This window comes from Acinetobacter lwoffii, from assembly GCF_052078135.1.
Classification (GTDB): domain Bacteria; phylum Pseudomonadota; class Gammaproteobacteria; order Pseudomonadales; family Moraxellaceae; genus Acinetobacter; species Acinetobacter lwoffii_Z.
In genome coordinates, this window is record NZ_JBQGUZ010000001.1 from 84,137 (window position 1) to 110,773 (window position 26,637).

Here is a 26,637-nt window from a genome sequence, read left to right on the forward strand (position 1 = left end):
TTTTAGACAGTGTGATGAATCTGGATCACAGGAAATCTCAATCCCTTGCAGGAATCCTCACTTTGCCAGGCCACGGTGAACATGCAGCCAGCAAGCGTATAATTTTGATAGGCATAGATGCCAATCTCTGGATGTTCGCAGCGCCCACCATTTTGCTCAGGATGGATATTGGTATTGAGCTCATTCAGGTTTATCCGGATTCCCAAGCCTGATGCCTTTAACACCGCCTCTTTGGTGGTCCAGACTTTAAACCAGTATTCGGGATCATAAGCCAGCGCTTGCCAATTTTTGAGTTCTTCAGGATGGAAGGCGTGCTGTGCCAAAGCTTCAAAACGGACTTTACGATTCAGTTCTTCAATATCAATTCCTAAATTCTGAACTTGCTTGCTCGTGGCCAAGGCATAGAAATTATGGCTATGGCTATGATTAAAACTGAAGTCTGGATAGTCATTTAAATAAGGCTTGCCAAAATTCGTCCGCACCACCTGTTGATCGCTAACTGGCAATTCAAAAGATTGGGATAAAAGCTGATTGCGCAAAAATGCCACTTCGCGTTTCCGTTCGGCAATCTGGGTTTTGCGGTCTGACAATTGATCACAAGCCAGATCAGAAAGTTGATGCAGATGAATTTGAATCAGCCGAGCCACGTGAATCCATTAAAAAGATGTCAATTGATTTGAGTGTAAAAGAATTTACACTTTTATTGGGAGAGAAATTCATTATTTTCTCTAAACAAAAAGCCCGCTTTACGCAGGCTTTTTATCCGAAAAATTTAAACTACAGAATTAGCGTTTAAATTTCTTTTCGGCTTTCTTGAATTTCTGTACATAACGACGTTTACGCGCAGCTGCACGCTCATCCACTTGAGACTTACGACCTTCAAACGGGTTTTCAGAAGTTTTAAACTCGATTTTAATCGGTGTACCTTCAAGCTTGTACACTTTACGGAACACGTTTTCCAGGTAACGGCGATAATCTGCAGGAGTTTTATCCACCTTGTTTCCGTGAATCACGATCGTTGGTGGATTCTGCCCACCCATATGCGCATAACGCATTTTAATACGACGACCCTGAACCATCGGCGGTTGGTGGGCATCTGTCGCATCATTTAAAATCTGGGTGATTTTTGCTGGTGACACTTTCAAACGAGATGAATCATAAGCACGGTGAATCGATGGATAAAGATCACCCACACCCGTTCCATGCAATGCAGAAATCAAATGCACTTTGGCCCATGGAATGAAATCGAAGCGACGCTCTACATCGAGCTTACATTGCTTACGATCATATTCAGTCATGTTATCCCATTTATTGACTGCAATGACCATGGCACGACCCGCTTCAAGTGCATAGCCAATCAAATGCAAGTCCTGCTCAACAATACCATCACGCGCATCAACCACAACAACAATTACGTTAGCATCTTTCATTGCCTGTAAAGTTTTAACAATCGAGAATTTCTCAATCATTTCATCAACTTTACCTTTACGGCGCACCCCGGCAGTATCAATCAGGGTATATTGACGGCCATCACGCTCGAATGGAATATAAATCGAGTCACGTGTTGTACCCGGCTGGTCAAATGCCACCACACGCTCTTCACCGAGCAAGCGGTTCACCAGCGTTGATTTACCTACATTTGGACGACCAATAATCGCTAAACGCAGACCCGTGTTTTTGTCATGCTCTTCCGGATTTTCATCTTCCGGTACATCGGCAAGTACATCTTCCAGCATTTGCTGGACACCACGACCATGGCTGGCTGCGACTTGTAACGGCTCGCCCATACCCAGTTTGTAGAATTCAACCAAGGCAGCTTCAGCATGTACACCATCGACTTTGTTGGCAACCAGAAAGACTTTTTTGCCTAAAGTACGCAATTCACGGGCAATCTGCTCATCAGATGCCAGCAATCCGGCACGCGCATCAACCACAAAAATGATGATATCGGCTTCATGAATGGCAGTCTTGGATTGCTCTGCCATATATGAATCAATACCACCTTCATTTTCGCCAATACCGCCGGTATCGACAACAATAAAGGATTTATTTTGATAGGTAGCATCGCCATATTTACGGTCGCGTGTCAGACCTGCAAAGTCTGCCACCAATGCGTCACGGCTCTTGGTAATCTGGTTGAACAGCGTCGATTTTCCGACGTTCGGACGACCAATGAGCGCAATTACGGGTTTCATAGAGTAACCTTTATTCAATATCAGGCGTCAAAGTGGCCTGAACATCAGAAAGCATAGGAAGATATAAGGGGGAAATACCCTAAATAAAAACACGGGGCATTGATTTTTCAATCACCCCGCGTTCACAAAAATACGGTTGTGGCTAGTTTAGCATAAGGCTCGTTAAAATTAACGGTTCTGCCAAATGCTTAATGCGCCCTTGCGTGTAGAAACATAAAGCTGGTTGTCGATGACGCGTAAGCTACGCACTTCCCCAGAAGTTTTCGAACGACCAGTAATCTGTCCAGTACGCGGATCAATCAGGTGCAAGACACCATCCAGATCACCGACTACAAGGTCAGTACCCAGCATCACCGGATTACTTAACTTGCGATTCAGCAACTGGTCATTTTCCCAAAGCGGTTGACCCGAAGTAATCTCAAAGGCTTTGATTTTGCCATCGGTTTGCGCCACAAATACACCATTGCCCACAACTTCTGGACGCTGGATACTGCTGGCATCTTCACTCCAGACCACCTGTTGTGAAGCTAAATCCAGCACAGTCACCTGACCTTGATAACTGGTGGTCACCACAAACTGGCCTGCAACGACCGGTTCCCCGTCAATATCAACCAGACGCTGGATATCAGAACGCCCATCCGACACTGCGACACGACGCTGTAATTTTGGCACACCGCTTAAGGCATCCAGTGCATAGATATAAGCATTGGAAGATGCAATCAGTACATTACGAGCATCTAATGCAACAGGTGCAGCCATGCCACGCAGGCTGAATTGTACATTAGGTAAGTTATAAGTCCAAACTTGCGCACCCGTCGCAATTTCATGCGCATATACTGTGCCGTCATTGCTCACGCTAATGACACGACCAGCATGAATTAATGAAGGTGCCAGTAAAGCACCCGTCAATTGCGCAGTCCATTTTTGCTCGCCGGTTTGCTGATCCAGCGCAAACAGTTGGCCTTTCTGGTTGCCAACGACAACAAGACCTTCAGCAGCTTCAACACCAGAACTTAAATTGTCTTTGCTGACTTTTTTCTGCCACAGACGCTGTTTGCCTTTAAATGCAGACACTTCGCCTTTCGGGTCAATCGCAAAGACCACACCATTGTCTGCATCCAGACGCAAACGCAACGGATCAGCAGCATCTGTCGAAGCCACACTGGTGGAAAATACAGGGACCAGTGTTTTGGCTTGAGTCAGTTTTGGAAGTGGATTCGGTTTTACTTCTGGAACTTTATTGGTTTTACCCGCACAGCCAGCCAATGCAAGCGTTAAAACAGTCAAGGCACAGGTAATTTTGTATTTTCTATTCATTCAGCTTCTTCCGCTTGTGTTTCTATAATTGGGCGTTCGATTTCCGGATCATCGACCAATACGCCTACGCTTTCGAGCTTAATTTGTAAAATCTGACGTTCTTCTTTACGTTCAATCAAAGCATCCCATGCACTTTGATATACTTTTTTCGCATTTTCAATATCATTTTTGGCAACATAAATATCGCCACGTGCTTCATCAGCAGTTGCTTTAAATGCAGGCTCAGTGACTGCTTCTAAAGTTTTCAATGCAGCATCATATTTTTTCTGTGCCAGTTGTGCATAGGCCAGACGAAGTTTGACTACCTGAACTAGCCCTTTATCATCTACCTTCGAGTTTTCAACTTTCTGTAGCGCTTTCTCGGCCGCAGCATAATCTTCTTTGTCATAAGCCAATTTAGCCATCATCAGCTGGGTCTGAATCGCCTGTGCTGAATCCGGTGCTTCCTTGACAATTTTGTCCGCAGCTTCAGATAACTTAGCAAAACCATCACCTTTCGATGCCTGCGCATCATCCATCAACTGCTGAACCTTGGCAGTGTGCATTTGCGACTCTGCCAGGTTTTTCTTCTGCCAATATTCCCATCCAAAAAAGGCAATCAGCGCAATTAAAATCCCGGTAATCATCGAAGAACCATATTTCTTCGTAAAGGATTTTAAGCTTTCAAACTGTTCATCACCACTCATTGCGCTCATGAGATTACCCTTTTCCTAATGTTTTATCGATTATTTTGAAGAAATTTTAGTACTAAAAGATGCAACGAAGTCCGTAAATGGTACATTCGATTGCTCTGCGGTTGCCAGCTCTTTCACAGTAAACGCCTGAGCTTCCAGTTCACGTTCACCCAAAATCGCCGCATACAAAGCACCGGCTTGATCAGCCTTTTTCATTTGCGATTTCATTGAACCCTGTGAGCCTACTTTCAGACGAACCTGACTGCCTGCTGCTTCAAGCTGATCACGGATCTGCTCCGCAATGACCAAAGCTTTACCTTGAGAAGCCGGTTCAGCCACCAGGAATACTTCACAATCACGTGTCGGGGTATTGTCTTCAACCTGCTCAAGCAAAAGCAATAAACGCTCGATACCCATGGCAAAACCAACTGCAGGAACAGACTGATCTGCCTTTCCTTTAAGCTGCCCCACCAGGCCGTCATAACGGCCACCGGCACAGACTGTTCCTTGTGAACCCAAATGGGTTGTGGTCCATTCAAAAACAGTTTTGTTGTAATAGTCCAGACCGCGTACCAGTTTTTGATTGATCACGAAGCTCACGCCTGCATCAGTCAAATACTGCTGTAACTGGGCAAAATGCGCCAGAGTTTCTTCACCCATAAAGTCATGCAGTTTCGGTGCATTTTCCAAGATGCTTTGTGTTTTGGCATCTTTAGAGTCCAAAATACGCAATGGATTCGTGGTCAGACGGCGCTGAGAATCTTCATCCAGATCAGCTTTATGCGACTCTAAAAACTCAACCAGTGCCGCACGGTAAGCTGCACGTTCATCCGACTCACCGAGTGTGTTGAGTTCTAATTGAACTTTGTCCGCCACACCCATACGCTTCCACAGACGCGCTGTCATCAAAATCAGTTCAGCATCCATATCTGGCGTTGCCACACCAAAGGTTTCCACACCAAACTGGTGGAACTGACGGTAACGGCCTTTTTGCGGTTTTTCATAACGGAACATTGGGCCGATATACCAGACGCGAGGCGTCGCACCACGCAGCAGATTATGCTCCAGCATGGCACGTACACAGCCAGCCGTCCCTTCAGGACGTAACGTCAACGACTCAGGCGGATTACCCTTGTCGAGGAAGGTATACATTTCTTTTTCAACGATATCGGTTGCATCACCGATCGAACGTTTAAACAAATTAGTCTGTTCTACGATAGGCAAACGAATTTGTTGATAGCCATAGGCATCCATCAAACCGGATAGATGCTGTTCAAGACGTCTCCAAGCTGGGGTTTGCGTTGGGAGAATGTCATTAAAACCTTTGATTGCGACGATTGAACTCATGATCTACTCAGGAAAACTTGTACGAATAATTTCTTTAGATTTAGCTTCTTCAAGCTCGGTAACACGTTGACGAACCATGGTTTCGATTTCATCAACCAATTGATTCGTGTCAATTAAATGGCTCTTCTCACCATTACGGTACACTAGTGAACGTGGTGCTGCACCCACTACACCAATATCCGCTTCTTTGGCTTCGCCCGGCCCATTGACCTTACAGCCAATGACAGAGACATCCATTGGGGTACGAATATCTTCTAAACGTTCTTCAAGTTGCTGCATCACTGAAATCACATTAAATTCCTGACGTGAACAGCTTGGGCAGGCAATGAAGTTAATCCCGTTGGAGCGCAGACCCAGCGATTTCAGAATATCAAAACCGATTTTAATTTCTTCTTCAGGCTCAGCAGCTAAGGAAATACGCATGGTATCCCCAATGCCTTCCATCAGCAGGCCGCCCAGAGCGATGGCAGATTTAACCGAACCGGTACGGTAAATACCCGCTTCTGTGACACCCAGATGGAGCGGATTATCAATTTGCTGTGACAGCAAACGATACGCATCCATGGTCAGGAACACATTCGATGCTTTGACTGAAATTTTGAATTCCTGGAAATCCAGACGGTCTAAAATATCGATATGGCGCATCGCAGATTCAAGCAAAGCCTGGCCAGTCGGCTCACCATATTTCTTTTGAATATCTTTTTCCAGTGAACCGGCATTGACACCGATCCGCATGGAAATATCGTTATGACGTGCTGCGGCCACAACTTCACGAATTTTCGCTTCAGAACCGATATTGCCCGGGTTAATCCGCAGACAATCTGCACCCAAATCCGCAACTGCCAAAGCAATTTTATAATCGAAGTGAATATCGGCGACCAAAGGTACATTGACCTGCTTGCGAATTTCACCAAATGCCGCCGCGGCTTCCATGGTAGGTACAGAAACCCGCATGATGTCTGCACCGGCATCTACACAGCGCTGAATCTGTGCAACCGTAGCTGCTACATCACAGGTTTCAGTATTAGTCATCGACTGGATACTGATTGGTGCATCACCACCCACATAAACTGAACCCACACGAATTTTACGTGTTGGACGACGTTTAATTGGATTTACGATCATCGTTCTGCTCTACTCTTGATCTGTTAAGGTGATAAACGGAATTCTGCTTTTCCGTTCACAGTGTAGGGTGACAATGAAATATTTTCATTATTTAAACTGAGTGATACAGCCGATGCATCATCCAGACGAATCTGGAATGGCGCTTCACCATTCAGCTGCAAGCTCGATGCCTGACGGCCAGTTGCCAGAACATTACCCGCCGAGTCGACAATATGCACCGAAGTCGGACGGTTAAAATCAAGCTTCAGCTGATCACCGGAAAGTGCGGCACCTGTATCCAGATTCAGAATCTCGACATTAGAAGCGCCTACTCCAGAGACTTCACTGCTATTTTGTGAATTACTACTTGACCAGTTCTGAATCATGGCAAACAGTGCACCCAAAATCAGCAGCAATACCAGCGTAATAAAAATGCGCTTTAACCACTTACGATTGCGGTCCCGCTTAGACCCTGGCAATTTCCCCATAATTTTAATAGGAGAATTGTTCAGGGCATGGTTCGGCAGCAGCCCGGTATCATTGGTATAAATTTCATCAAAACGCTGAATAATACTAGACGCATCTACACCCAGAAATTTGGCATAAGTCCGGTAATAACCTTTGATAAAGGTTGCTTCAGGCAAAGACTTATATTCGTCCTGTTCCAGTGCAGTCAGGGTTTTGACCGGGATGTTCAGCTCTTTCGCTACATCTTCCAGATTGCGCTGCTGATTGATACGAATCTGGCGCAAGTACTCGCCCGGACGTTGAATATTTCCTAACGCATTTGGAGCTACGCTCGAATGATTCGATGGTGAATTAGGATTTACTTCCATACGGCCTCAGTACTGTACTGTAATTGCAAATAACGTTGGTATTCCTGGCTTTCAGGAAAAAGTGCACGTAACTGGTTGACCAATACCTGCATACCCAACTGATCACCCCCGGCACGCGCAGTGCGAATGCCGACCCAGAGCGCACGGGCACCCTGATTTTTCTGTCCCACACCACGCACAAACTGTTGATACATTTGTGTCGCCGCCGGGAACTGCTGGTTCAAATAAAATATTTCTGCCAACTCTAACATTGAAATATAAGAATCGCGATTGGCTTGCAGCGCCTGTTTGAATGATTTTTCAGCATTTGCTGTATCACCCAGTTTCAGGTAAATCCGCCCCATATTTTCCAATGCACGGAATCGCTGATCATAACCCAACGTGGCACCAGCAATTTGAAACTGCTCGATCGCATCATTATAGCGTTCAAGCTGATATAAATAAGTGCCGTAATTATTTCGCGCCTGTGCATTTTTCGGATCTGCCGAAATCGCACGCTTGAAATAATGATCTGCTTTTTCGAGATTAAGCTTGCTACCTTCCTGCTGCAATAGCACGCCCATCATCATATTCGCTTGAGAATCACGCGGACTGCTTTCAAGTGCCTGATCCAGCGCACGTTTAGCTGCATCCAGGTCACCTGTTCTCAAATATTCTACCGCCAATTGGGTACGGACTTTGGTGGCCTTTTCAGGGTCTTTCTGACCCAGATCTGGCGTCTGACACGCGACTAAAACCAAAGACACACATACTGTTGAAATCAAAGCAAACTTAGATGTTAGATTTCTCAACTGGCGACCTCTTATTATCCTTGTGAGCGCATGATCTCATTCGATTGCGCAATTTTCTTTTTCCACTGTTCCGCACGACGGGTGCGGTCAGCAACTTGTCCGACTAACTGTCCGCACGCGGCATCAATGTCATCACCGCGTGTCTGACGAATCGTACACACAAAACCGGCATCAGACAAAGTTTTTTGGAAAGAAATAATCCGGTTGCGGCTTGAGCGGCCATATGGCGCATGCGGGAACGGATTAAAAGGAATCAAATTAATCTTGCTTGGCAAATTCTTCAACAGCTTAATCATTTGCTGAGCATGTTCAGGATGGTCATTCACGCCATCTAACATCACATATTCAATCGTCACATGTTTACGTGAACTTTCGTTACCATCTTTGGCAATATAACGCTGACATGCAGCAATCAGCTGCTCAAGCGGATATTTTTTATTGATCGGCACCAGCTCGTTACGCAGCTCGTCATTGGGCGCATGCAATGAAATAGCCAGCGCCACGTCAATATCTTTGACCATCTGATCGATTTTCGGCACCACACCAGAAGTCGATAAAGTCACACGACGTTTTGACATGCCGTATGCAAAGTCATCCAGCATAATGCGCATTGAATTCAATACTGCATCGTAGTTAAGCAATGGCTCGCCCATGCCCATCATCACCACGTTTGTGACTGAGCGTTCACGTTCAAGTACAGGCACATCTTCCATATAGGAATAATTCGCCATCCAGAGCTGACCGATAATTTCCGCCTGGGTCAAATCGCGCTGAAAACCCTGTTTACCGGTCGAACAGAATGAACAGTCCAGTGCACAGCCCACTTGTGAAGAAATACACAAAGTGCGACGTAAACCACTGCGATGTTCAGCAGGAATCAATACGGTTTCGACGAGGGAACCTTCACCGTCGCCAACACGGAATACCCATTTACGGGTACCATCTTTAGAATAGTTTTTATGCACCACTTCAGGCGCTTTAATTTCACAAATCTTTTCCAGTTTTTCACGCAGTTTGCCGGAAATATTGGTCATTTCAGCAAAATCAGTCACAAAGAACTGGTGAATCCATTTCATCACCTGCCCGGCACGAAACTTCTTCTCACCCATGTCCTCAAAGAATTTTTCCATTTGCGGACGTGACATGCCAAGTAAATTCACTTTCTCGACAGTATTTGCCTGTGCTGGAGCGGATGGAGTGTGTTGCTGTGGCTCAGAAACTGCTGATACAGCGACTGCTTCAGTACTCATGTGTATTACCTAAACCATGTCTAAAGATGAAAGGAGAAGCTCAATATGTGAGCAAAGAATTATTCAGAGAATAAAAAAACCAGATAAGTATAATAACACTTATCTGGCTTGAATACTGCGAATTAACGAGTACGTGGAGCAATCTCAGTTTGAGCGAAGAAGTAGTTAACTTCACGATCAGCAGATGCTACAGAGTCAGAACCGTGAGCAGCGTTTTCATCGATGCTTACAGCGAAATCTGCACGGATAGTACCAGGAGCAGCTTCTTTAGGATTCGTCGCACCAAGGATGTCACGGTGAGCAAGAACAGCGTTTTCGCCTTCAAGAACTGAAACAACAACTGGACCAGAAGTCATAAATGCAACTAGGTCAGCAAAGAAACCACGTTCTTTGTGCTCAGCATAGAAGCCTTCAGCTTCAGCTTGAGTCAAATGTTTCATTTTAGTTGCAACAATTTGAAGACCAGCTTTCTCGAAACGAGCAAAGATGTCGCCGATGTGGTTTTTAGCAACTGCGTCTGGTTTAACGATAGATAAAGTACGTTCGATAGCCATGATAGGCTCCTTAAGTCAATTGTTGACATGAAAATTTGGCGCATTATACCGAGATAATGCGCATTTTTCTGCTTTTCATCTGTAAAAAAATGCTTTTTTAAGATGAGGCCTTAGCGTGCCTCGTCAATCCATGCCATTTGAATGGCTTCAAGCAAACCTTCAGTCGACTTGGTTGGATCATCTTCAAATTCAGGCAAAGCACACACCCAGGCATGTAAATCAGTAAAACGAATCCACTGCGGGTCCACATCTGGATGCGCTTCATAGAGTTCAATCGCGATATCGAGCGTGTCAGTCCAACGTAAACCCATCTCTATTTCTCACCATAATTGCTTTGATGCTGTACTTTAACAAATCTGTGAAAATCTGCGAGCCTTTGCTCCGGCTTTCACTTATTTTTACAGCACAATATTCAGATAAGGCGCGGTCAGGACAATGGCAATTGCCATCATGCCACCCAGAATTGCGCCAACTGCCACATCACTTGGATAATGCAATCCCAGCACCATTCGGGACACTGCGACCAGAACCGTAAAAGGCAACATCAGCATCAGTAATAAAGGTGCGACATAACCTAAAACGGTGGTTGCCATCACGGCATGCAAGGTATGCCCGGAAGGAAAACTGAAATGATCCAGTGGATGCTCACCCAAACGGATCACTTGATGTACCTGATAAGGACGTGGTCGTACAGTTTTGATTTTAAGCACCTTGTAAATCATAGTACCTATAGTACTTCCCAAAATCAGATAAACAATCTGCACGGTATAGATCAAGCCTTGCATGATCCAAACCAGTATCAGCATGAAATACCAAAATGCACCATTTCCTAAGCGGCTAATCATTTTAAAAAAAGTGGCAATACGGACTGAATGCGAAAAATGATTCAGATAAACACAGCCTTTCAAATCGATTTCTAAAAATTTAATCTTTACATTCTGGAGTTTCACACTGGTGCTCCTTTCTTGTTTTATATCCTGTATTCCTGATGCTGTACCAGTGAATACAGTGCCTGTTCAAATTGCCGGACCGGATATTGCCAACCTACCTTTTCGGCTTTTTTACGTGCTTGTGCGCCCATCTGCTGCAATCTTTTCAGATCAGGCAATCCGAGCATCTGCTGGATCAACCCCTGCTGATGTCCAAGTCTACTCAACCATCCCGTTTCACCATGCTGCACATGCAAGTTTGCACAAGCATAATCATAAGCAATCACTGGCAAGCCACTGGCCATCGCTTCCAATACCACATTTCCAAAGGTTTCGACCTGGCTGGCAAAACAGAAGACATCTGCACTGGCATACGCCGCTGACAGTTTTTCTCCTGTCAAGCTACCGGTAAAAACAATACTGCCATCCTGATTCAGTTGTTGCAGTCGAGTGCGATCCGGCCCATCTCCAACCACCACCAAACGTATATCTTGCTGACGAACTTGGCGCAGCACAAAATAGGTTTTGATCAGCACGTCAATTTCCTTTTCAGGAGAAAGCCGTCCGACATACAACATCACCCGGGTCTCGTTTGAAACTCCCCAAGCATAGCGCAAATCTGGTGATCGCCACTTTGGTGAAAATGTATCTGGATCGACGCCTCTGCCCACAACTGCCAAGGGACAAGTCACACCAAACTGATTTAAGGCTTGAGCCGTGCCTCGACTCGGAACACAGGTCAAATCAGTATTATTATGAAACCACTTTAAATAGCCTTGAATTGGCTTCAGTAAAAAAGCCAAATCAAAAAACCGACTAAATTCCTGAAATGACGAGTGGAAACCGCTAGAGACTGGAATTTTATGGAATTTTGCAAGCTGCTGAGCTACCAAACCCAAAGGGCCTTCGGTCACAATATGAATAATATCGGGTGTAAAAGTTTCAACAGCTTGATGGATTTTTAGAAATTGCGGTCTACCAAACTGCAAATTACTATATTTAGGAATGCAATGCGCTTTAACCAGACATTCACTATGTGGTTTAAAATCGTTACAGGCTTGTCGTTGTTGTGGACGTATTAATAAAATCTTATGTCCCTGTTTTTGTAATCCTTTACAAAGTTGCAATAAAGCATGGGCAACACCATTGATTTCAGGAGGCCAAGTTTCGGTAACGATGGCAATTTTTAAACGGGACCGTGTCAGATCTTCTAGGACTATTTTGTCATGAATGGCCTGTTTACGTTGTTCTTTTAAATCAAACTGGATTTTGTGAATAACAGGTCTTTGCTCTAATAATTCTGAGATGGAAATTTGTTGCATCTCGCACCTATTCGCTTATATTTTTCACCCAGTATAGAAAGATCTCATTACTATTTGATGAATAAAAATAACTAAAAAAAGCCAAAAATAAATCTTCTAAATTATTATTTATATTAAAAAATAAGTGAATATCAATTATTTCTTAAACTAAAAAGATATTCACTTTATACAGATCTTCATTTAACTCCCTCAAAGCTTCTGCATATTTACCCTACTGAGCTGATCCCAAGTTGGTTTAAAGTTTTTCAGGTAATTTCTTCATCTCTATGATTTAAAAGTTAATATCGACAGAAATCCGATCACGATAAGTTCCAGCTGGAACCCCATTAAAAGGATTCTCTTCGAGTTGAACCGAAACGACATATTTCTGTCTCTGTGAAGCTCCCTGATTCACTCTGACTCCCCATAACCCACTACTTGCACCACTCAAATTCAATTTGGTACGCAATTTATTAGGACCGTTAGACACATAACTTATCCCGTTAGAACTCACCAGGTTCTGGCTATTAAATAAAATTGAATAGCCAGTATCACATGAAATATTAAATGAAGTGGCAGCCTGACTACGCTGATAGCTGGCTAGACGTAATTCTGGAGTGGTAAAACCATCAATCGAGCAATATTGGGCTATAGCTATTTCACTCATACTGAGTGCGGTAATAAATAAAAAGAGCTTTTTCATTTTTCTACTCCTACTTACATATAGTTTCCAGAATTTGCTTGTCTGAATTATGGAATTGGTTTTCATTCAAAATGAATTGAGCCTGGCACTGTTGTTCTCTATTAGTCTTCACTTTTAGATTGTAAGTACCTGCTTTAAATAGATATAGGTAAACAATACCCTGACTATCAACAAAAGAAGGTTCTGTATTTAGACCATCTACAAGAACCTCAGAGCCTATGACTAAATTATTTTGTTGTGCATCTTTAATTCTTAGCGCAATACGTTTGGTTTTATAGATAGGAAAATCCAGCTTATATCCACGTTGATCTAGACCAATAATTTTTTTAGAAGAGTGTTCAAAAGTTTCTTCCATCGCTAACTGGTTATGATCAAAAGAAATATCATAATGAATATAAGGAATAATGTTATGTATAAACATATAGTCTTGATTATTGGTACTTCCAGCTAGACTCGCTGAGCGATAGATATCAAGATTTGGATGTTGATCCACTTCAACCAGAACAAAAGCATTATCAGCATATTTGGTGAATGCCATTTTACCACCCAGCCAGACTAAGGCACCCTCAAACATAGCCTGTGAATTACGACGATTCTCATATTCATCATGAGAAAGTTGTAAATTACCTACACTGGTCTTCCATAAACCATAAGCATTGTAATTCACTTCTTCTTCAGTGCGATTAACCCCCAAAACATAATCAAAACCATTCTGAGTTATCGTTCTGTGACTAAAACTTAAACTCGTTTCATTATCTTCAGTATCGTGATTTAAATAAATTTGACCCTTTTCTTCCCAATCATAAGATAAAGCGATATTAAAACCATGATCCCCATCATTCCCAAAATCGTTATAAAAGCCAAAATTTGTATATAATTTTTTTGTTAAGCTTTTTGAAGCTCGAATATCAAAAATTTTCTGAGTATCATTACTAAAACCATTTTGATCATAATAAGATTGATAAATATAACTAAGATTTAATCCATCAATGAATCCCAAATTGGAAAAATTAAAATATAGAATATTTGAGGCTTCAATATTAGAGTCATATATATCACCACTTAAATATTGATATTCCTGAGTAAAATATCGACTATTTATACCAAAGGACCAGTTTCTAAAATCCCGACTCAGGGCTATCGAAGCCGCATATCCTTGTTCATCATCCGCTTCTGTCTGGCTAACTGAAAATGCACTATCCATAAGCAAGTATTTACTTATTCCTTGGGTCCATAAAAAATCAAAATTGCTGACTTCTTTACTATATAAAAAATCTCCTCCCAAAGTCGTTGAAGACGTTATACCCCGCCGGTAAAACAATTTTGTAAAAAACTCCCGATAATCATCACCGACATAATCATAGTTATATCTTAATTTACCCAATGAAATATTATATTCATTCAATTTTGGTTTTAATAATCGACTATTAATATAAACAGGAAAACTCTGGACTGCCCTATTCCCTAAAATATCTTCTACAACAATTTGCGCATCACCCGCCTGATTTAGCATTGCTCCAGCAGGAAGATTATAATTACCAGGGGTCACAGAATCCCGATATAAACGCACCCCATTAATATATAGATCAATTGTTGAGGGTACGCTTGCACTTCCATTTAAAGTAGGCGCATTCCAGTAAACAAAGTCTGGACGATTGGTATAGTTGGTACCAAAGCTTAGCCCCCCAAACCGAAAAGAATTATTTAAGCTGCTATAAGGACTTGTCGTATCTCCCAAGGTAAGTCTTGAAAAGATTTTTGGAAATTCAACATCGAGCGTCGTATTGACACGTAAAAATCCTTCTTCAATATCTTCAGGTTCATTACGATATAAAAAAGCATTTTTTAATAACCAATAATCTTTAAATATCCCAATTTCTGAAAATGTATTAAACTCTTGTTCTGCATCATCTTTATTATAAAATAAACTATAATTAACAAACCCTCCAAAATTCGCTTTCTCGGGATTTTCTACCTCTAATTCATAATGAGTATCTTCAAAATAATTGACTGGAAAGTTAATTTTAATGGCTTGTAAACTATAGTCATCTTCAACTGTTACACCTGGTTGATTCAATAAACAGAACTCCTTCTTGACCAAGTGACGGGGGATCCTTTCAATGTGAATTCCTATTCTGGATAAAGCCTCACACTCAATATATCTCTGCCCTCCATCAGAAAAATGAATTGCTTCCGTTTTATAATCTAAGCCATTTACCCATATATTTACGATGAACATTTCTAAATTGTCTTTCTGCACAATCTGTTGAACATTTTCAGCATTTACATTTGTTAGTCCCATCCCACATGCGATCATTAGAAGAATTTTAGTGACCTTCATAGCATCATCCTTTTACTATTTATTCTTTTTGTAAGCATCTTCTAGGCTTTTACAGGAAATTCCAAATATCCCTCATGGTCTTCCACTTTTATCTTTAATTTCAAATCTCCATTTTCTTTTAATTCTCCAAGTTCAAATTTAATTTTATTTCCACTCAAAATATATTGAACAAAATCTTTTTTCATGAGTTGATTATTTTTACTATCCAATACTATAACTTCAGTAATTTTTGCATGAGATTTAGATAAATTATTTACATTTAAATAAGCCAGTTCATTAATTTTTTGCAGATCTATATTTAATTGTGGTGTAACCTGTTTTCCAGCAAAAAAAGGCAGTGAGAAATTAAATAAAAAATTAATCGAAGAATTATCATCAACTGGTGTTACTTCTTTGAAAATGATCCTCCATGATTGCTGTTGTTCTAAATTTAATGGGGGTTGGCTAAACCCGATACGGACAACTTGTTTACTTTCAGGTTTTAGCTCAAATGTTTTTGGATTAAACAATAAAGTATTATCCTCCAATAGAACATCTTCACCTTTTTCATTTTGCTGCCATTTAAATGCACTAATTTCATATATTTTTGAAGTACTTAATCCTGTACTTTCAATATTAACAGTTGTACTTTTCTGTCTTTTAAAATCTTGAATATAGAGTTGGATAGGACTGAATTTTATTCCCGCTGATAAAGAAAAACTAAACAAAAACAATATAGAAAATCCTATAATTTTTTTAATCATATTTCACTCCTAAACCTAAATATAATTATTATTAATCATAAAAATATTAAAATAGGAGATGTAGTACATCTCCTACTTATTCAAAATGTTATATAAAAAATTTCTTATTATTAGAATCGAACTTCTACGTTATATACACCACGATAAGTACCGGCATCAGCTGCTTCAACCGCACTACCAGCTACTGTAGCTGCTACATCCCAACGATGAGCTTGCCCTTTGGTACTTGACTGAGTGCCATAATAAGCTTTTCCACCACGTGTAGTAGTCACAACTACAGGTACAGAGTTCTCACCATTGCGCAAAGTATTTAGTGGATTAATATTTAATCGATAAGGGGCATTTGTGCTGACATTAAAGAAGCCCGCATCGCTCCAATTACCTCCCGTGGTTTGTGCAAGTGTTAATCGAGGCGTCTCAACATCTAAATCACAATGTCTTGGAACTTCTAAAACAATATCAATTTTTCCGTCACATTTGTCTCCACATCCATGTTTGCCTGGTTTATGAGGTTTATTTGGACCCTCTTGTGGAGGGCCGCCTCGGTTTGTTTCTGCTGCGTAGAGAGCTGTTGAACTAAAACCAAAACCCAGTACGAGTGCTGCCAATGTGGCTTGAGTCATTTTTTTCATGTTTTTCTCCATTTCTTTTTTTAAAAGAATATATTTTTCTTTTATTTTTAACGCTTATATCCCAACTCTTAGAATTCTGAGCTATTTTTCTAAGCGCAGACTCATATTAGTGCGATTATTTTCATTAGCGTACAAAGCTTTAATATTCACAATATAGTCGCCTATATTTTTATAAAATCATCCATCTATATATTTATTTGTTTTATAAGCACTTAGACTGATATATAAATTATTACAGATACAATCCATTTAAAATTATAAGCACTCCATACTTTCACAACACTTCATCTAATAGATAAAAATACCCACAAGATATTGATATAATTATTTTTTCCGACCGCCCAATTTAAATCGGAAATAAATCTTACAAATTCTTACAATTTCCAGATACTACCCTTTAAAAAAATTATTTTTTTTATTTTTTATTGTTATTTTTACAGCATTATAAAAGTTTAATATTTTTCAGCCAAACAAACAATTACAATCAAACAACACAAAGTATATATTAAACCTAGAGTATAAAAATGTGACAAAGTAAATAATTAATTTTATAATATGATTAAATTTTAATTACTATTAATTTAATTTATCAATAATTTCAAAATTAATATTCTAATAAATATTTTTTTGATTGACCTCAAGGTAAAAATAAGAAAATAATATTTACTTTAACAGATATATAAAAATAAGTTTAGTGATGTTTATTTCAATATTTTTAATTGAATTTTTTAGAAGTCGTACAATTACAGTTCAATAATTGATTTATACAAATCAAATAATAAAAAATTGAGTGTGGACATGATCAATAAGAATGAGTTTTTACGCTCTGTCTTATTTTTGGGAGATGAAAAATAAGGCAGGATTTTAGCATATGAATATATCTACGCTTCTTAAACCATCACTCTGCAACTTGCCTTATATGGGAAATATATAAAGGCTTATTCTTCTCACAATACACTTCAATTCCAAACTTTGTGATTAATGCCACCAAAGATGCTACAACCATTGTAGCCCCAAATCCTAAAGTTGTTAGCGAACTAATTACAGTAGTTAAAATATATTTTTTAGTTAGGAAAACTTGCAAACCATTCGTATACCATGCTTTATAAATTTCACTTTCTGGATTGCACATTGAGTTATACAACACTCTTTTTACTGCATCATAAACAGTTACTCCAACCTCCTTATCTTTAATTTTTTGGTTAGGGCTTGGTAACATTATTCTTTGTGTGAATGGTAATTGTTTTAAAGAATAATCATGCACTACATAAATCAAATCTTTTGTTGACTGAGGTGAAAGCCTGCCTATCTCTGCATAAATTTCATCATCTGATAAAGTTTGAATCATACGTATAGCTTCTCTTTCTACTTCGTCTTGATCAATTGTAAAATCATGAAAACCTGTGAGAGTCGCAATTGCCACTTCTTGATTAAATCGATCAATGATTTCACTATGAAAAATTTTTCGAGTTCGTTCTGTCTTGATAACCATATGATTTTCCAGAACCTCTTTAATATATTTTTTAGCCTTATCAACTTCCTTTAGACGTAAATGGTAGATTGCCAACAATGATATTGTTTCAATATAAATTCTTGTTTTAGGTTTTAATACCTGAATATTGGATTCTAAAATTTTTAAAATTGAGTCAAACTGCTCTAATTCAATTGCTAACTCACATAATTTATTTTTTGATTGAACTAATCTAACAAAATGCTGTGTGGGTCTTAATAATGACTGGAGATCTACCACTATCTCTTTAGCAAATTTTAAATTTTTCTCTAAAATCGCTCTCTCTAATCGAGGTTCTAAGATTCTCAATTTTCTTTTTTGTTCGTCAGATAATACTTTTTTCATTATTTCCCCCTATACCCCCCCGCGTTAGCAAGGTTTTTATAGCATGAAAATCAAACAACTAGAGAATTTATTTGTTTGAATCTAAGGTATGAAAAAATGGAAAAGTACTGTTTTCCCATTTTTAAGGCACGTAAACATAGAAATAAAAAACCCACTCAAATAGAGTGGGTTTTCGCATTCAAATCAAATAATTCGAGAAATTAGTTTTTCTCTTTATCAACGATTTTGTTTGCTTGGATCCAAGGCATCATCGCACGTAACTTGTTACCAGTAACTTCGATACCGTGCGCCGCATTTTGACGACGACGGGCAGTCATAGATGGGTAGTTCAACGCACCTTCTTGAATGAACATCTTCGCGTATTCACCAGATTGAATACGTTTAAGTGCATTACGCATTGCTTCACGAGACTGTTCGTTGATTACTTCAGTACCCGTTACATATTCGCCGTATTCAGCGTTGTTCGATACTGAGTAGTTCATGTCCGCGATACCACCTTCGAACATTAAGTCAACGATCAATTTAAGCTCGTGTAGACATTCGAAATACGCCATTTCTGGTGCATAACCAGCTTCAACAAGAGTTTCGAAGCCCATTTTAACCAATTCAACAGCACCACCACAAAGAACTGCTTGCTCACCGAAAAGGTCAGTTTCAGTTTCTTCACGGAATGAAGTTTCGATGATACCTGTACGGCCGCCACCTACGCCTGAAGCGTAAGAAAGAGCAACGTTACGCGCATTACCAGAAGCATCTTGGTGAATCGCGATAAGGTCAGGAACACCTGAACCACGTTGGTATTCAGAACGTACGGTGTGACCAGGAGCTTTAGGTGCAACCATGATTACGTCTAAGTCAGCACGTGGAACAACTTGGTTATAAAGAATCGAGAAACCATGAGCAAATGCTAAAGTAGCGCCTTGCTTGATGTTTGACTCAATTACGTCACGGTAAAGTTGAGATTGGAACTCATCTGGAGTCAAAATCATAACTACGTCAGCTTGTGCTACAGCAGCAGGAACTTCAGCAACTTTAAGACCTGAATTTTCAGCTTTCTTCCAAGAAGCAGAGTTCGCACGTAAACCTACAGTTACGTCAACACCAGAATCTTTCAGGTTAAGCGCATGCGCGTGGCCTTGTGAACCGTAACCAATGATCGCTACTTTCTTAGATTGGATGATAGATAAGTCACAGTCTTTATCGTAAAAAATTTGCATTGCTGTCTCCGCTTAAATGCTTGTTTGTCCGTTAAATCAGGCAATGACCCTTAAATTTACATTGCCTGATACCCTCTTCTTATTCAGATGAGGAAATACTTAAAATTTAGATGGTGAGTACTTTTTCGCCGCGTGCGATACCTGATACACCTGAACGAACCACTTCTAAAATCGTGTGTTCTGCAAGTGCATCAATAAACGCATCCACTTTTTCAGTGGTACCCGCGATTTGAATGGTATAGGTCGTTGGTGTTACATCGACAATCTGACCACGGAAAATATCTGCCGTACGTTTGATTTCGTCACGCGATGAACCCAATGCTTTGACTTTAATCAGCATCAATTCACGCTCAATATGTGCACCTTCAGACAGGTCAACCACTTTCACCACTTCAACCAACTTGTTAAGCTGTTTGGTAATTTGCTCAATCTTGTGATCATCACCATAAGTGGTCAATGTCAAACGTGAAAGCGTTGGATCTTCAGTCGGAGCAACATTCAATGTTTCGATATTGTAGCCACGCTGTGAGAACAAACCCACTAAACGGGAAAGCGCGCCTGATTCGTTTTCTACGAGTACAGAGATAATATGTCTCATTTCGTGCGCTCCCCTTTAGCCAACCACATATCCTGCATCGACTGACCCGCAATCAACATCGGATAAACGTGCTCGGTACGATCTACCATAACGTTAATAAATACGCACTTGTCGTTAATCGCCATCGCTTCTGCAAGCTTCGACTCTAGCTCATCGGCATGATTAATCTGAATACCGACATGACCATAGGCTTCCATCAGTTTGGCAAAATCAGGCAATGAATCTACATAAGAACTTGAATGACGTCCTTCATAGTTCATATCTTGCCACTGCTTCACCATCCCTAAAGACTGGTTATTCAGGCACAGGATTTTTACATTCAGGCCATATTGCTTACAGGTCGACAGTTCCTGGATACACATCTGAATCGATGCTTCACCGGTGATACACACCACTTGCTGTTCCGGGTATGCAAGCTTCGCAGCCATTGCATACGGCAAGCCTACACCCATGGTGCCTAGACCACCTGAGTTGATCCATTGACGTGGACGTTTGTATTTGTAATACATCGCACCAAACATCTGATGCTGACCGACATCAGAAGTAATGATCGCTTCGCCATTGGTCACTTTATCCAATGCCTGAACCACTTGTTGTGGCTTCATCACGCCATCAACACCCGCTTCAAAACGACCGCCATGAACCTTGCGCCATTCATTGATCTGTTTCCACCATGCCGCAATCGCTTCAGGATTTGGCTTAGAAACATTAAGCTGTTTCAACTGGTTCAACATCTCATTCAGTACAGGCTCTACAGCACCGACAATTGGAATGTGCGCCATAATGGTTTTTGAGATTGTCGCTGGGTCGATATCTATATGAATGACTTTAGCATTTGGACAGAATTTTGCAGGATTGTTGGTCACACGGTCATCGAAACGCGCACCCACACACAGAATTACATCTGCATTGTGCATGGTCATGTTAGCTTCATAAGTACCGTGCATACCCAACATACCGATGAACTGTTCATCATTACCCGGGAATGCGCCAAGACCCATCAAGGTGTTGGTCACTGGATAATCCAATAAATGCGCCAATTCTGTTAATTGTGCTGAAGCATTGCCTTGAACCACACCACCGCCTGAGTAAATCACAGGACGTTTAGCATGAATCAGCTCTTCAATCGCTTTACGAATTTGACCTGAGTGACCACGGAACGGTGGTTGATACGAACGCATCTTCACTTTTTCTGGGTATTCGTAAGCAAATTTTTCTGCAGGATTGGTCGCATCCTTTGGAATATCGATCACTACAGGACCTGGACGACCTGAAGACGCAATATAAAAGGCTTTTTTGATAATTGCAGGAATTTCGCTGGCATGACGCACCTGGAAACTATGTTTCACGATTGGACGTGAAATACCGACCATATCGGTTTCCTGGAATGCATCTTCACCAATCAGATGACTCGCAACCTGACCTGACAAAATCACCATCGGGATTGAGTCCATATAGGCCGTTGCAATTGGCGTTACCGTGTTGGTTGCACCCGGACCTGAAGTCACTAGCACAACACCGGTCTTGCCTGTCACGCGTGAGTAAGCATCGGCCATGTGACCGGCAGCCTGTTCGTGACGTACGAGATAATGATTGATTCTGTCTTGTTGAAATAGCGCATCATAAATATGAAGAACTGCGCCGCCTGGGTATCCAAAAACATGTTCAACGCCTTCGTCCGCTAATGCGCGAACAAGCATTTCACCACCAGATAGAAGTTCCAACGTGATTCACCCTAATATTATTCACTGCACAAATGGGAGGCATTTGCAGTGTTTCATTTGTTAACTGTCTGCACTGTTATAGCACACAAATTTCATAGTTTTCAAAGCAATAGGAAAAAAATCTGATCTCTTCGCTGTTCGAGCAATACGAGATCTAAAACATGTTGGGATAAACATATTTTGCTTAGCTTTGTTCAATTTCTCGGCTAGAGAAATCGCCCATTGCATGAAATGACACTTAGTCGAAGGGTGATCGATCTAAGGCATATAAAACTATTGCAGCATTCTTGTGTTTTCAGGCTTTAAAGTCAAGTTTAAAAAACAGACAATCTACGCTTATAGCGCCTAGATCTGCTGTTTTTAACAGCAATATCAGCTTATAGCCATGCATTGACTCTCTTCTTTCTTAATCTAATCCAATAAAATTCATAGGGTTAATGGTTTAATTTTATAAATTTTTAATATGTCTTATATAAAAAAAATGAATGAATTTTTATTAAATGAAAGGAAATTGTTTATCAATAAATTTTGTATACGAAGATTTATCTCTGATTTCTTATACGCTAGAGTGGGTTTGTTTAAGCGATTAACATCGAATAAAGCAGATAAAAATCCATCACTTTTACTGAAAATATCACTACAATCATTGCAGTATTCCATGCCTAGCAAGCCGAGGCCCAAGAACAATGAAAATATCTTTTTTAACCGCCTTCAGTTTGAGTTGCGCAGTTGTTTTGAGCATCTGTAGCACCAGCGCTTCCGCGATCCAGTATCATAAATGGGTCGATGCGAAAGGTGTCACGCATTATACCAAGACGCCACCACCGAAATCTGCGAAAAAAGCCACCACAGTGGATACCTATGGCTGGAAAAATTCAGCACCAGCATCATCTAGAACGACTGAAACTGAAGTTCAAACCGAGAACACACCTCAAGAACAACAGCAACAAGCCCCTCAAGTTCCTGCGAATCAGGACCAGCAACAACGTGAAGCCAACGAAGCCTTGCAGCAATCTAAAAATCGTGCAGTTGCTTTATAAGACACCTCTATATAGAACAGCGTGTTTTTTCTTCGGTAAATGCTGGCGCAAAATTCACTTTTAGGTGCATTTTGCGCTATGCTGTGCAACAGACTTTTTTCACCGTAATTCACTGATACGTTTATGACTACTCACATTGATTCCGAATATCAAGCCAGTGCGATTGAGCCTCAAGTCCAACAGGATTGGGAATCTCGCAAAGCCTTTAAAGTTGCCGACAAAGTAGAAGGTCCACGTCGTTATATTCTCTCGATGTTCCCTTACCCAAGTGGCAAGCTGCATATGGGTCATGTGCGTAACTATACGATTGGTGACGTGATCAGCCGTTTCCATCGCTTAAAAGGTGAAACGGTCCTGCAACCGATGGGTTGGGATGCTTTTGGTCTGCCTGCTGAAAATGCAGCGATTGCGCATCAGGTTGCACCGGCAAAATGGACATTTGAAAATATCGCTTACATGCGTGACCAGTTGAAAAAACTCGGTCTTGCAGTGGATTGGGATCGTGAATTTGCGACCTGTACCCCTGAATACTATCGCTGGGAACAATGGTTATTTGTTCAGCTTTATAAAAAAGGTTTGATCTACCGTAAACTTTCTACAGTGAACTGGGATCCGGTCGATCAGACTGTTCTTGCCAACGAACAGGTTGAAAATGGTCGCGGCTGGCGTTCAGGTGCATTGGTAGAAAAACGTGATATTCCAATGTACTACTTCCGCATCACTGATTATGCGCAAGAGTTACTTGACGACCTGGACACGCTTAAAGACGGTTGGCCACAACAAGTATTGACCATGCAACGTAACTGGATTGGCCGCTCACAAGGGATGGACATTACCTTCCCTTCAGCGAATCCAGAAGTTTATGCAGATGGTTTAACAGTCTTCACCACACGTGCCGACACGCTGATGGGCGTAACGTATGTTGCAGTTGCAGCAGAACACCCGATGGCGCTGAAAGCGGCTGAAACAAACCCAGAATTGGGTGCATTCATTGAAGAATGCCGTATGGGTTCTGTGGCAGAAGCGGATCTTGCGACTGCCGAGAAGAAAGGCATGGCAACCGGTCTTTCTGTAAAACACCCTGTCACAGGTGAAGAAGTTCCGGTCTGGATCGCCAACTATGTATTGATGTCTTATGGTTCAGGTGCAGTGATGGCGGTTCCATCACATGATGAACGTGACTTCGAATTTGCCAATAAATATAGCTTGACCATCAAGCAAGTGATTGATGCTAAAGGCGCAGATGATGCTGACTTTGATGCGACTCAATGGCAAGAATGGTACGGCTCTAAAGACGGTAAACTGGTTAATTCAGGCGAATTTGACGGTTTAGATTTTCAGGGTGCATACGATGCATTTCTTGCTAAATTAGAACCAACAGGCCTGGCAAGTTCTAAAGTTCAATTCCGTTTACGTGACTGGGGTGTATCTCGTCAGCGTTATTGGGGTTGTCCAATTCCAATGATTAACTGTCCATCATGTGGTCAAGTGCCAGTACCTGAAGAGCAGCTTCCTGTGGTTCTTCCGACTGACGTTGTTCCAGATGGTTCAGGTAACCCATTGAACAAAATGCCTGAATTCTACAAAACGTCATGCCCAAGCTGCGGTGGCGATGCTCGTCGTGAAACAGATACGCTGGATACCTTCGTGGAATCATCTTGGTACTATGCACGTTATGCATCTCCCGACTTTACGGGTGGCATGGTAAAACCAGAAGCTGGCCAAACTTGGTTGCCTGTAAACCAGTACATCGGTGGTGTTGAACACGCGATTCTGCATTTGTTATATGCGCGTTTCTTCCACAAATTGATGCGCGATGAAGGCGTAGTACAAGGCAATGAACCATTCACTAACTTGTTAACGCAAGGTATGGTGCTAGCAGATACCTTCTATCGTGAAGCTGAATCTGGCAAGAAAACCTGGTTTAACCCTGCGGATATCGAACTTGAAAAAGACGAAAAAGGCCGTGTGCTTTCTGCCAAATATAAAGAAGATGGCCAAGAAGTTGTGGTTGGCGGTCAGGAAAAAATGTCGAAATCGAAAAATAACGGTATCGACCCGCAATCGATTATTGACCAGTACGGCGCAGATACGGCACGCGTGTTCATGATGTTCGCAGCACCACCTGATCAATCACTTGAATGGTCTGATGCCGGTGTTGAGGGTGCAAACCGCTTCCTGAAACGTGTATGGCGTTTAGCAACAGGCTTCCTTGAAAAAGGTAACGGTGCATCAAACATCGACAAAGCGGCACTGTCTACGGCTGCACAAGACTTGCGTCGTAAGACACACGAAACCATCCAAAAAGTCGGTGATGATATTGAACGTCGTCATGCATTTAACACTGCCATTGCTGCATTGATGGAACTTTTAAATGCTAACAACAAATTTGAAGCTCAAGATGACAATGACGTTGCTGTCGCACGTGAATCGATTACCACGCTGTTAACTTTACTTGCACCATTTGCACCGCATTTAAGCCAGACTTTATTGGCTGAATTTGGGATTGAATTGAATTCAACTTTATTCCCTGCGGTAGATGAATCTGCGCTGACACGTAATACGCAAACCATCGTGGTTCAAGTCAACGGTAAACTCCGCGGCAAGCTTGAAGTATCAGTCGATGCCTCTAAAGATGACATCTTGGCTCAAGCCAAAGCATTGCCTGAAGTTCAGCAATTCTTGACGGGTCCAACCAAGAAAGAAATTGTGGTACCGAATAAATTAGTGAATTTGGTGGTTTAAATCCTTAAGTTCCCTCTCCTCTCAGGAGAGGGCTAGGGAGAGGTAAATATATAACCCCTCATCCTAACCTTCTCCCAGAGGGAGAAGGAACTTTCTGAAGGATTTCACAATTCCCAAACAAAGCCCGTTGCCAGCCAACGGGCTTTGACTTTACAATCCAGTTCAGGATTTCAAATATTCCCCTTCGGGAAGCATAGAGGGCAACACATGCATTTGGGCAAACATTTAGCAGCAATTGTTTTAACTTGTGGTCTGAGTGCAGGCTTAGTCGGCTGTGGCTTTCATCTGAAAGGAACCAATCCGAGCTCCGCCCCTGTTGCTTACTCTGTCATGAGCCTGTCTTTACCGCCCAATACTGAAGAACTGCAAGAGAAACTGGCAGTTTACCTCGGTGCTGCAGGCGTACAGCTGAGTAATGCACCCAATGCTTATGTGTTACGTGTCCTGGATTACACCCCTCGCCGTCTGGAACTGAACGGTAAACTAGTTGAAACCTTGTTACGTTTAAACGTGACTTTCCGGATTGAAGATGCACAAGGCAATCCGATCACTGAACCACGCACTGTCGTGGCAACACGTACGTATCAATATGATATTGAAACGGTCAACACCGATGACCAGGAACAAAAATATCTGAATCAGGTCATTATTGATGATGTGGCGCAGCAGATCGCGCGTCAGATTTCATCGAACCGCTTACCCTTAGCCAAACAAAATACCTCAGTGCAACCTGCTCAATAA

24 protein-coding genes are annotated in these 26,637 nt (G+C 41.4%); 3 read left to right on the plus strand and 21 right to left on the minus strand.

Translation table 11 applies throughout. The features are described 5' to 3' along the window. Positions 1 to 2 precede the first annotated feature (2 nt). The 21 genes from ACTL4S_RS00385 to ACTL4S_RS00485 form a co-directional block, all read right to left on the minus strand. Complete coding sequence (locus ACTL4S_RS00385; RefSeq protein WP_441298523.1) at positions 3 to 647, minus strand: 4'-phosphopantetheinyl transferase family protein; 645 nt, start codon at positions 645 to 647, stop codon at positions 3 to 5. Positions 648 to 785: 138 nt separating this feature from the next. Beyond that, on the minus strand, positions 786 to 2,195 hold the full coding sequence (gene der, locus ACTL4S_RS00390) for a ribosome biogenesis GTPase Der (RefSeq protein WP_004278348.1): 1,410 nt from the start codon (positions 2,193 to 2,195) through the stop codon (positions 786 to 788). A gap of 168 nt (positions 2,196 to 2,363) precedes the next feature. Further along, positions 2,364 to 3,512: an outer membrane protein assembly factor BamB gene (gene bamB / locus ACTL4S_RS00395; protein WP_004733039.1), complete on the minus strand. Its 1,149-nt coding sequence runs from the start codon at positions 3,510 to 3,512 to the stop codon at positions 2,364 to 2,366. Beyond that, a complete protein-coding gene (locus ACTL4S_RS00400) occupies positions 3,509 to 4,207 on the minus strand; it encodes a YfgM family protein (protein ID WP_044109972.1) in 699 nt (232 codons plus the stop codon). Before ACTL4S_RS00400 ends, bamB begins: the two co-directional genes overlap by 4 nt. Before the next feature lie 30 nt (positions 4,208 to 4,237). Next, entirely contained in the window at positions 4,238 to 5,533 is a 1,296-nt protein-coding gene (hisS, locus tag ACTL4S_RS00405; protein ID WP_441298524.1) for a histidine--tRNA ligase, read from the minus strand. A gap of 3 nt (positions 5,534 to 5,536) precedes the next feature. Continuing rightward, on the minus strand, positions 5,537 to 6,658 hold the full coding sequence (gene ispG / locus ACTL4S_RS00410) for a flavodoxin-dependent (E)-4-hydroxy-3-methylbut-2-enyl-diphosphate synthase (protein WP_004278355.1): 1,122 nt from the start codon (positions 6,656 to 6,658) through the stop codon (positions 5,537 to 5,539). Between the two features lie 23 nt (positions 6,659 to 6,681). Then, positions 6,682 to 7,473, minus strand: a complete 792-nt coding sequence (locus ACTL4S_RS00415; protein ID WP_004647463.1) for a helix-turn-helix domain-containing protein — start codon at positions 7,471 to 7,473, stop codon at positions 6,682 to 6,684. Next, positions 7,464 to 8,264 (minus strand): type IV pilus biogenesis/stability protein PilW, encoded by an 801-nt coding sequence (gene pilW / locus ACTL4S_RS00420; protein ID WP_005103248.1) that lies wholly within the window; start codon positions 8,262 to 8,264, stop codon positions 7,464 to 7,466. The genes ACTL4S_RS00415 and pilW overlap by 10 nt, the downstream gene beginning before the upstream one ends. 14 nt (positions 8,265 to 8,278) lie before the next feature. After that, entirely contained in the window at positions 8,279 to 9,514 is a 1,236-nt protein-coding gene (rlmN, locus tag ACTL4S_RS00425) for a dual-specificity RNA methyltransferase RlmN (RefSeq protein WP_004278358.1), read from the minus strand. A 122-nt stretch (positions 9,515 to 9,636) separates the two neighbouring features. Continuing rightward, positions 9,637 to 10,068, minus strand: coding sequence for a nucleoside-diphosphate kinase (gene ndk / locus ACTL4S_RS00430; protein ID WP_004647460.1), 432 nt, complete (start codon positions 10,066 to 10,068; stop codon positions 9,637 to 9,639). 110 nt (positions 10,069 to 10,178) lie between these two features. After that, a complete protein-coding gene (iscX, locus tag ACTL4S_RS00435; protein WP_004278360.1) occupies positions 10,179 to 10,379 on the minus strand; it encodes a Fe-S cluster assembly protein IscX in 201 nt (66 codons plus the stop codon). An 87-nt stretch (positions 10,380 to 10,466) separates the two neighbouring features. Continuing rightward, complete coding sequence (locus ACTL4S_RS00440; protein ID WP_004278361.1) at positions 10,467 to 11,018, minus strand: phosphatase PAP2 family protein; 552 nt, start codon at positions 11,016 to 11,018, stop codon at positions 10,467 to 10,469. A gap of 20 nt (positions 11,019 to 11,038) precedes the next feature. After that, positions 11,039 to 12,319 (minus strand): glycosyltransferase family 4 protein, encoded by a 1,281-nt coding sequence (locus tag ACTL4S_RS00445; protein ID WP_441298525.1) that lies wholly within the window; start codon positions 12,317 to 12,319, stop codon positions 11,039 to 11,041. 271 nt (positions 12,320 to 12,590) lie between these two features. Further along, a complete protein-coding gene (locus ACTL4S_RS00450; protein ID WP_441298526.1) occupies positions 12,591 to 13,001 on the minus strand; it encodes a hypothetical protein in 411 nt (136 codons plus the stop codon). A 10-nt stretch (positions 13,002 to 13,011) separates the two neighbouring features. Then, positions 13,012 to 15,342 carry a fimbria/pilus outer membrane usher protein gene (locus ACTL4S_RS00455; protein ID WP_441298527.1) on the minus strand — a complete coding sequence of 777 codons (2,331 nt, stop codon included), beginning with the start codon at positions 15,340 to 15,342 and terminating at the stop codon, positions 13,012 to 13,014. Positions 15,343 to 15,383: 41 nt separating this feature from the next. Next, positions 15,384 to 16,085, minus strand: a complete 702-nt coding sequence (locus ACTL4S_RS00460; protein WP_086044100.1) for a fimbrial biogenesis chaperone — start codon at positions 16,083 to 16,085, stop codon at positions 15,384 to 15,386. 110 nt (positions 16,086 to 16,195) lie between these two features. Continuing rightward, complete coding sequence (locus ACTL4S_RS00465) at positions 16,196 to 16,717, minus strand: hypothetical protein (protein WP_224216979.1); 522 nt, start codon at positions 16,715 to 16,717, stop codon at positions 16,196 to 16,198. An 898-nt stretch (positions 16,718 to 17,615) separates the two neighbouring features. Continuing rightward, the gene (locus ACTL4S_RS00470; RefSeq protein WP_441298528.1) at positions 17,616 to 18,572 is read right to left on the minus strand and encodes a hypothetical protein; all 957 of its coding nucleotides are present in this window, start codon (positions 18,570 to 18,572) and stop codon (positions 17,616 to 17,618) included. Positions 18,573 to 18,772: 200 nt separating this feature from the next. Next, positions 18,773 to 19,789: a ketol-acid reductoisomerase gene (ilvC, locus tag ACTL4S_RS00475; RefSeq protein WP_441298529.1), complete on the minus strand. Its 1,017-nt coding sequence runs from the start codon at positions 19,787 to 19,789 to the stop codon at positions 18,773 to 18,775. Between the two features lie 106 nt (positions 19,790 to 19,895). Further along, complete coding sequence (ilvN, locus tag ACTL4S_RS00480; protein ID WP_004278369.1) at positions 19,896 to 20,387, minus strand: acetolactate synthase small subunit; 492 nt, start codon at positions 20,385 to 20,387, stop codon at positions 19,896 to 19,898. Further along, positions 20,384 to 22,111 (minus strand): acetolactate synthase 3 large subunit, encoded by a 1,728-nt coding sequence (locus ACTL4S_RS00485; RefSeq protein WP_441298530.1) that lies wholly within the window; start codon positions 22,109 to 22,111, stop codon positions 20,384 to 20,386. Before ACTL4S_RS00485 ends, ilvN begins: the two co-directional genes overlap by 4 nt. A gap of 686 nt (positions 22,112 to 22,797) precedes the next feature. On the opposite strand from ACTL4S_RS00485, the gene ACTL4S_RS00490 reads away from it, so the two are divergent. The 3 genes from ACTL4S_RS00490 (at position 22,798) to ACTL4S_RS00500 (ending at position 26,637) form a co-directional block, all read left to right on the plus strand. Continuing rightward, positions 22,798 to 23,151 (plus strand): DUF4124 domain-containing protein, encoded by a 354-nt coding sequence (locus ACTL4S_RS00490; RefSeq protein ID WP_005250747.1) that lies wholly within the window; start codon positions 22,798 to 22,800, stop codon positions 23,149 to 23,151. 123 nt (positions 23,152 to 23,274) lie between these two features. Continuing rightward, on the plus strand, positions 23,275 to 25,896 hold the full coding sequence (gene leuS, locus ACTL4S_RS00495; protein ID WP_441298531.1) for a leucine--tRNA ligase: 2,622 nt from the start codon (positions 23,275 to 23,277) through the stop codon (positions 25,894 to 25,896). A 207-nt stretch (positions 25,897 to 26,103) separates the two neighbouring features. Further along, positions 26,104 to 26,637 carry an LPS-assembly lipoprotein LptE gene (locus ACTL4S_RS00500; protein WP_312326683.1) on the plus strand — a complete coding sequence of 178 codons (534 nt, stop codon included), beginning with the start codon at positions 26,104 to 26,106 and terminating at the stop codon, positions 26,635 to 26,637.

What these genes read in the sequence shown, in the direction of transcription:
- ilvC (WP_441298529.1), bottom strand. Translation starts at nt 19,789, where the DNA reads ATGCAAATTTTTTACGATAAAGACTGTGACTTATCTATCATCCAATCT.
- bamB (WP_004733039.1), bottom strand. Translation starts at nt 3,512, where the DNA reads ATGAATAGAAAATACAAAATTACCTGTGCCTTGACTGTTTTAACGCTT.
- ACTL4S_RS00445 (WP_441298525.1), bottom strand. Translation starts at nt 12,319, where the DNA reads ATGCAACAAATTTCCATCTCAGAATTATTAGAGCAAAGACCTGTTATT.
- ACTL4S_RS00460 (WP_086044100.1), bottom strand. Translation starts at nt 16,085, where the DNA reads ATGATTAAAAAAATTATAGGATTTTCTATATTGTTTTTGTTTAGTTTT.
- leuS (WP_441298531.1), top strand. Translation starts at nt 23,275, where the DNA reads ATGACTACTCACATTGATTCCGAATATCAAGCCAGTGCGATTGAGCCT.
- ndk (WP_004647460.1), bottom strand. Translation starts at nt 10,068, where the DNA reads ATGGCTATCGAACGTACTTTATCTATCGTTAAACCAGACGCAGTTGCT.
- ACTL4S_RS00415 (WP_004647463.1), bottom strand. Translation starts at nt 7,473, where the DNA reads ATGGAAGTAAATCCTAATTCACCATCGAATCATTCGAGCGTAGCTCCA.
- rlmN (WP_004278358.1), bottom strand. Translation starts at nt 9,514, where the DNA reads ATGAGTACTGAAGCAGTCGCTGTATCAGCAGTTTCTGAGCCACAGCAA.
- der (WP_004278348.1), bottom strand. Translation starts at nt 2,195, where the DNA reads ATGAAACCCGTAATTGCGCTCATTGGTCGTCCGAACGTCGGAAAATCG.
- iscX (WP_004278360.1), bottom strand. Translation starts at nt 10,379, where the DNA reads ATGGGTTTACGTTGGACTGACACGCTCGATATCGCGATTGAACTCTAT.
- ACTL4S_RS00500 (WP_312326683.1), top strand. Translation starts at nt 26,104, where the DNA reads ATGCATTTGGGCAAACATTTAGCAGCAATTGTTTTAACTTGTGGTCTG.
- ACTL4S_RS00470 (WP_441298528.1), bottom strand. Translation starts at nt 18,572, where the DNA reads ATGAAAAAAGTATTATCTGACGAACAAAAAAGAAAATTGAGAATCTTA.
- ilvN (WP_004278369.1), bottom strand. Translation starts at nt 20,387, where the DNA reads ATGAGACATATTATCTCTGTACTCGTAGAAAACGAATCAGGCGCGCTT.
- ispG (WP_004278355.1), bottom strand. Translation starts at nt 6,658, where the DNA reads ATGATCGTAAATCCAATTAAACGTCGTCCAACACGTAAAATTCGTGTG.
- hisS (WP_441298524.1), bottom strand. Translation starts at nt 5,533, where the DNA reads ATGAGTTCAATCGTCGCAATCAAAGGTTTTAATGACATTCTCCCAACG.
- ACTL4S_RS00400 (WP_044109972.1), bottom strand. Translation starts at nt 4,207, where the DNA reads ATGAGCGCAATGAGTGGTGATGAACAGTTTGAAAGCTTAAAATCCTTT.
- ACTL4S_RS00465 (WP_224216979.1), bottom strand. Translation starts at nt 16,717, where the DNA reads ATGAAAAAAATGACTCAAGCCACATTGGCAGCACTCGTACTGGGTTTT.
- ACTL4S_RS00490 (WP_005250747.1), top strand. Translation starts at nt 22,798, where the DNA reads ATGAAAATATCTTTTTTAACCGCCTTCAGTTTGAGTTGCGCAGTTGTT.
- ACTL4S_RS00450 (WP_441298526.1), bottom strand. Translation starts at nt 13,001, where the DNA reads ATGAAAAAGCTCTTTTTATTTATTACCGCACTCAGTATGAGTGAAATA.
- ACTL4S_RS00455 (WP_441298527.1), bottom strand. Translation starts at nt 15,342, where the DNA reads ATGAAGGTCACTAAAATTCTTCTAATGATCGCATGTGGGATGGGACTA.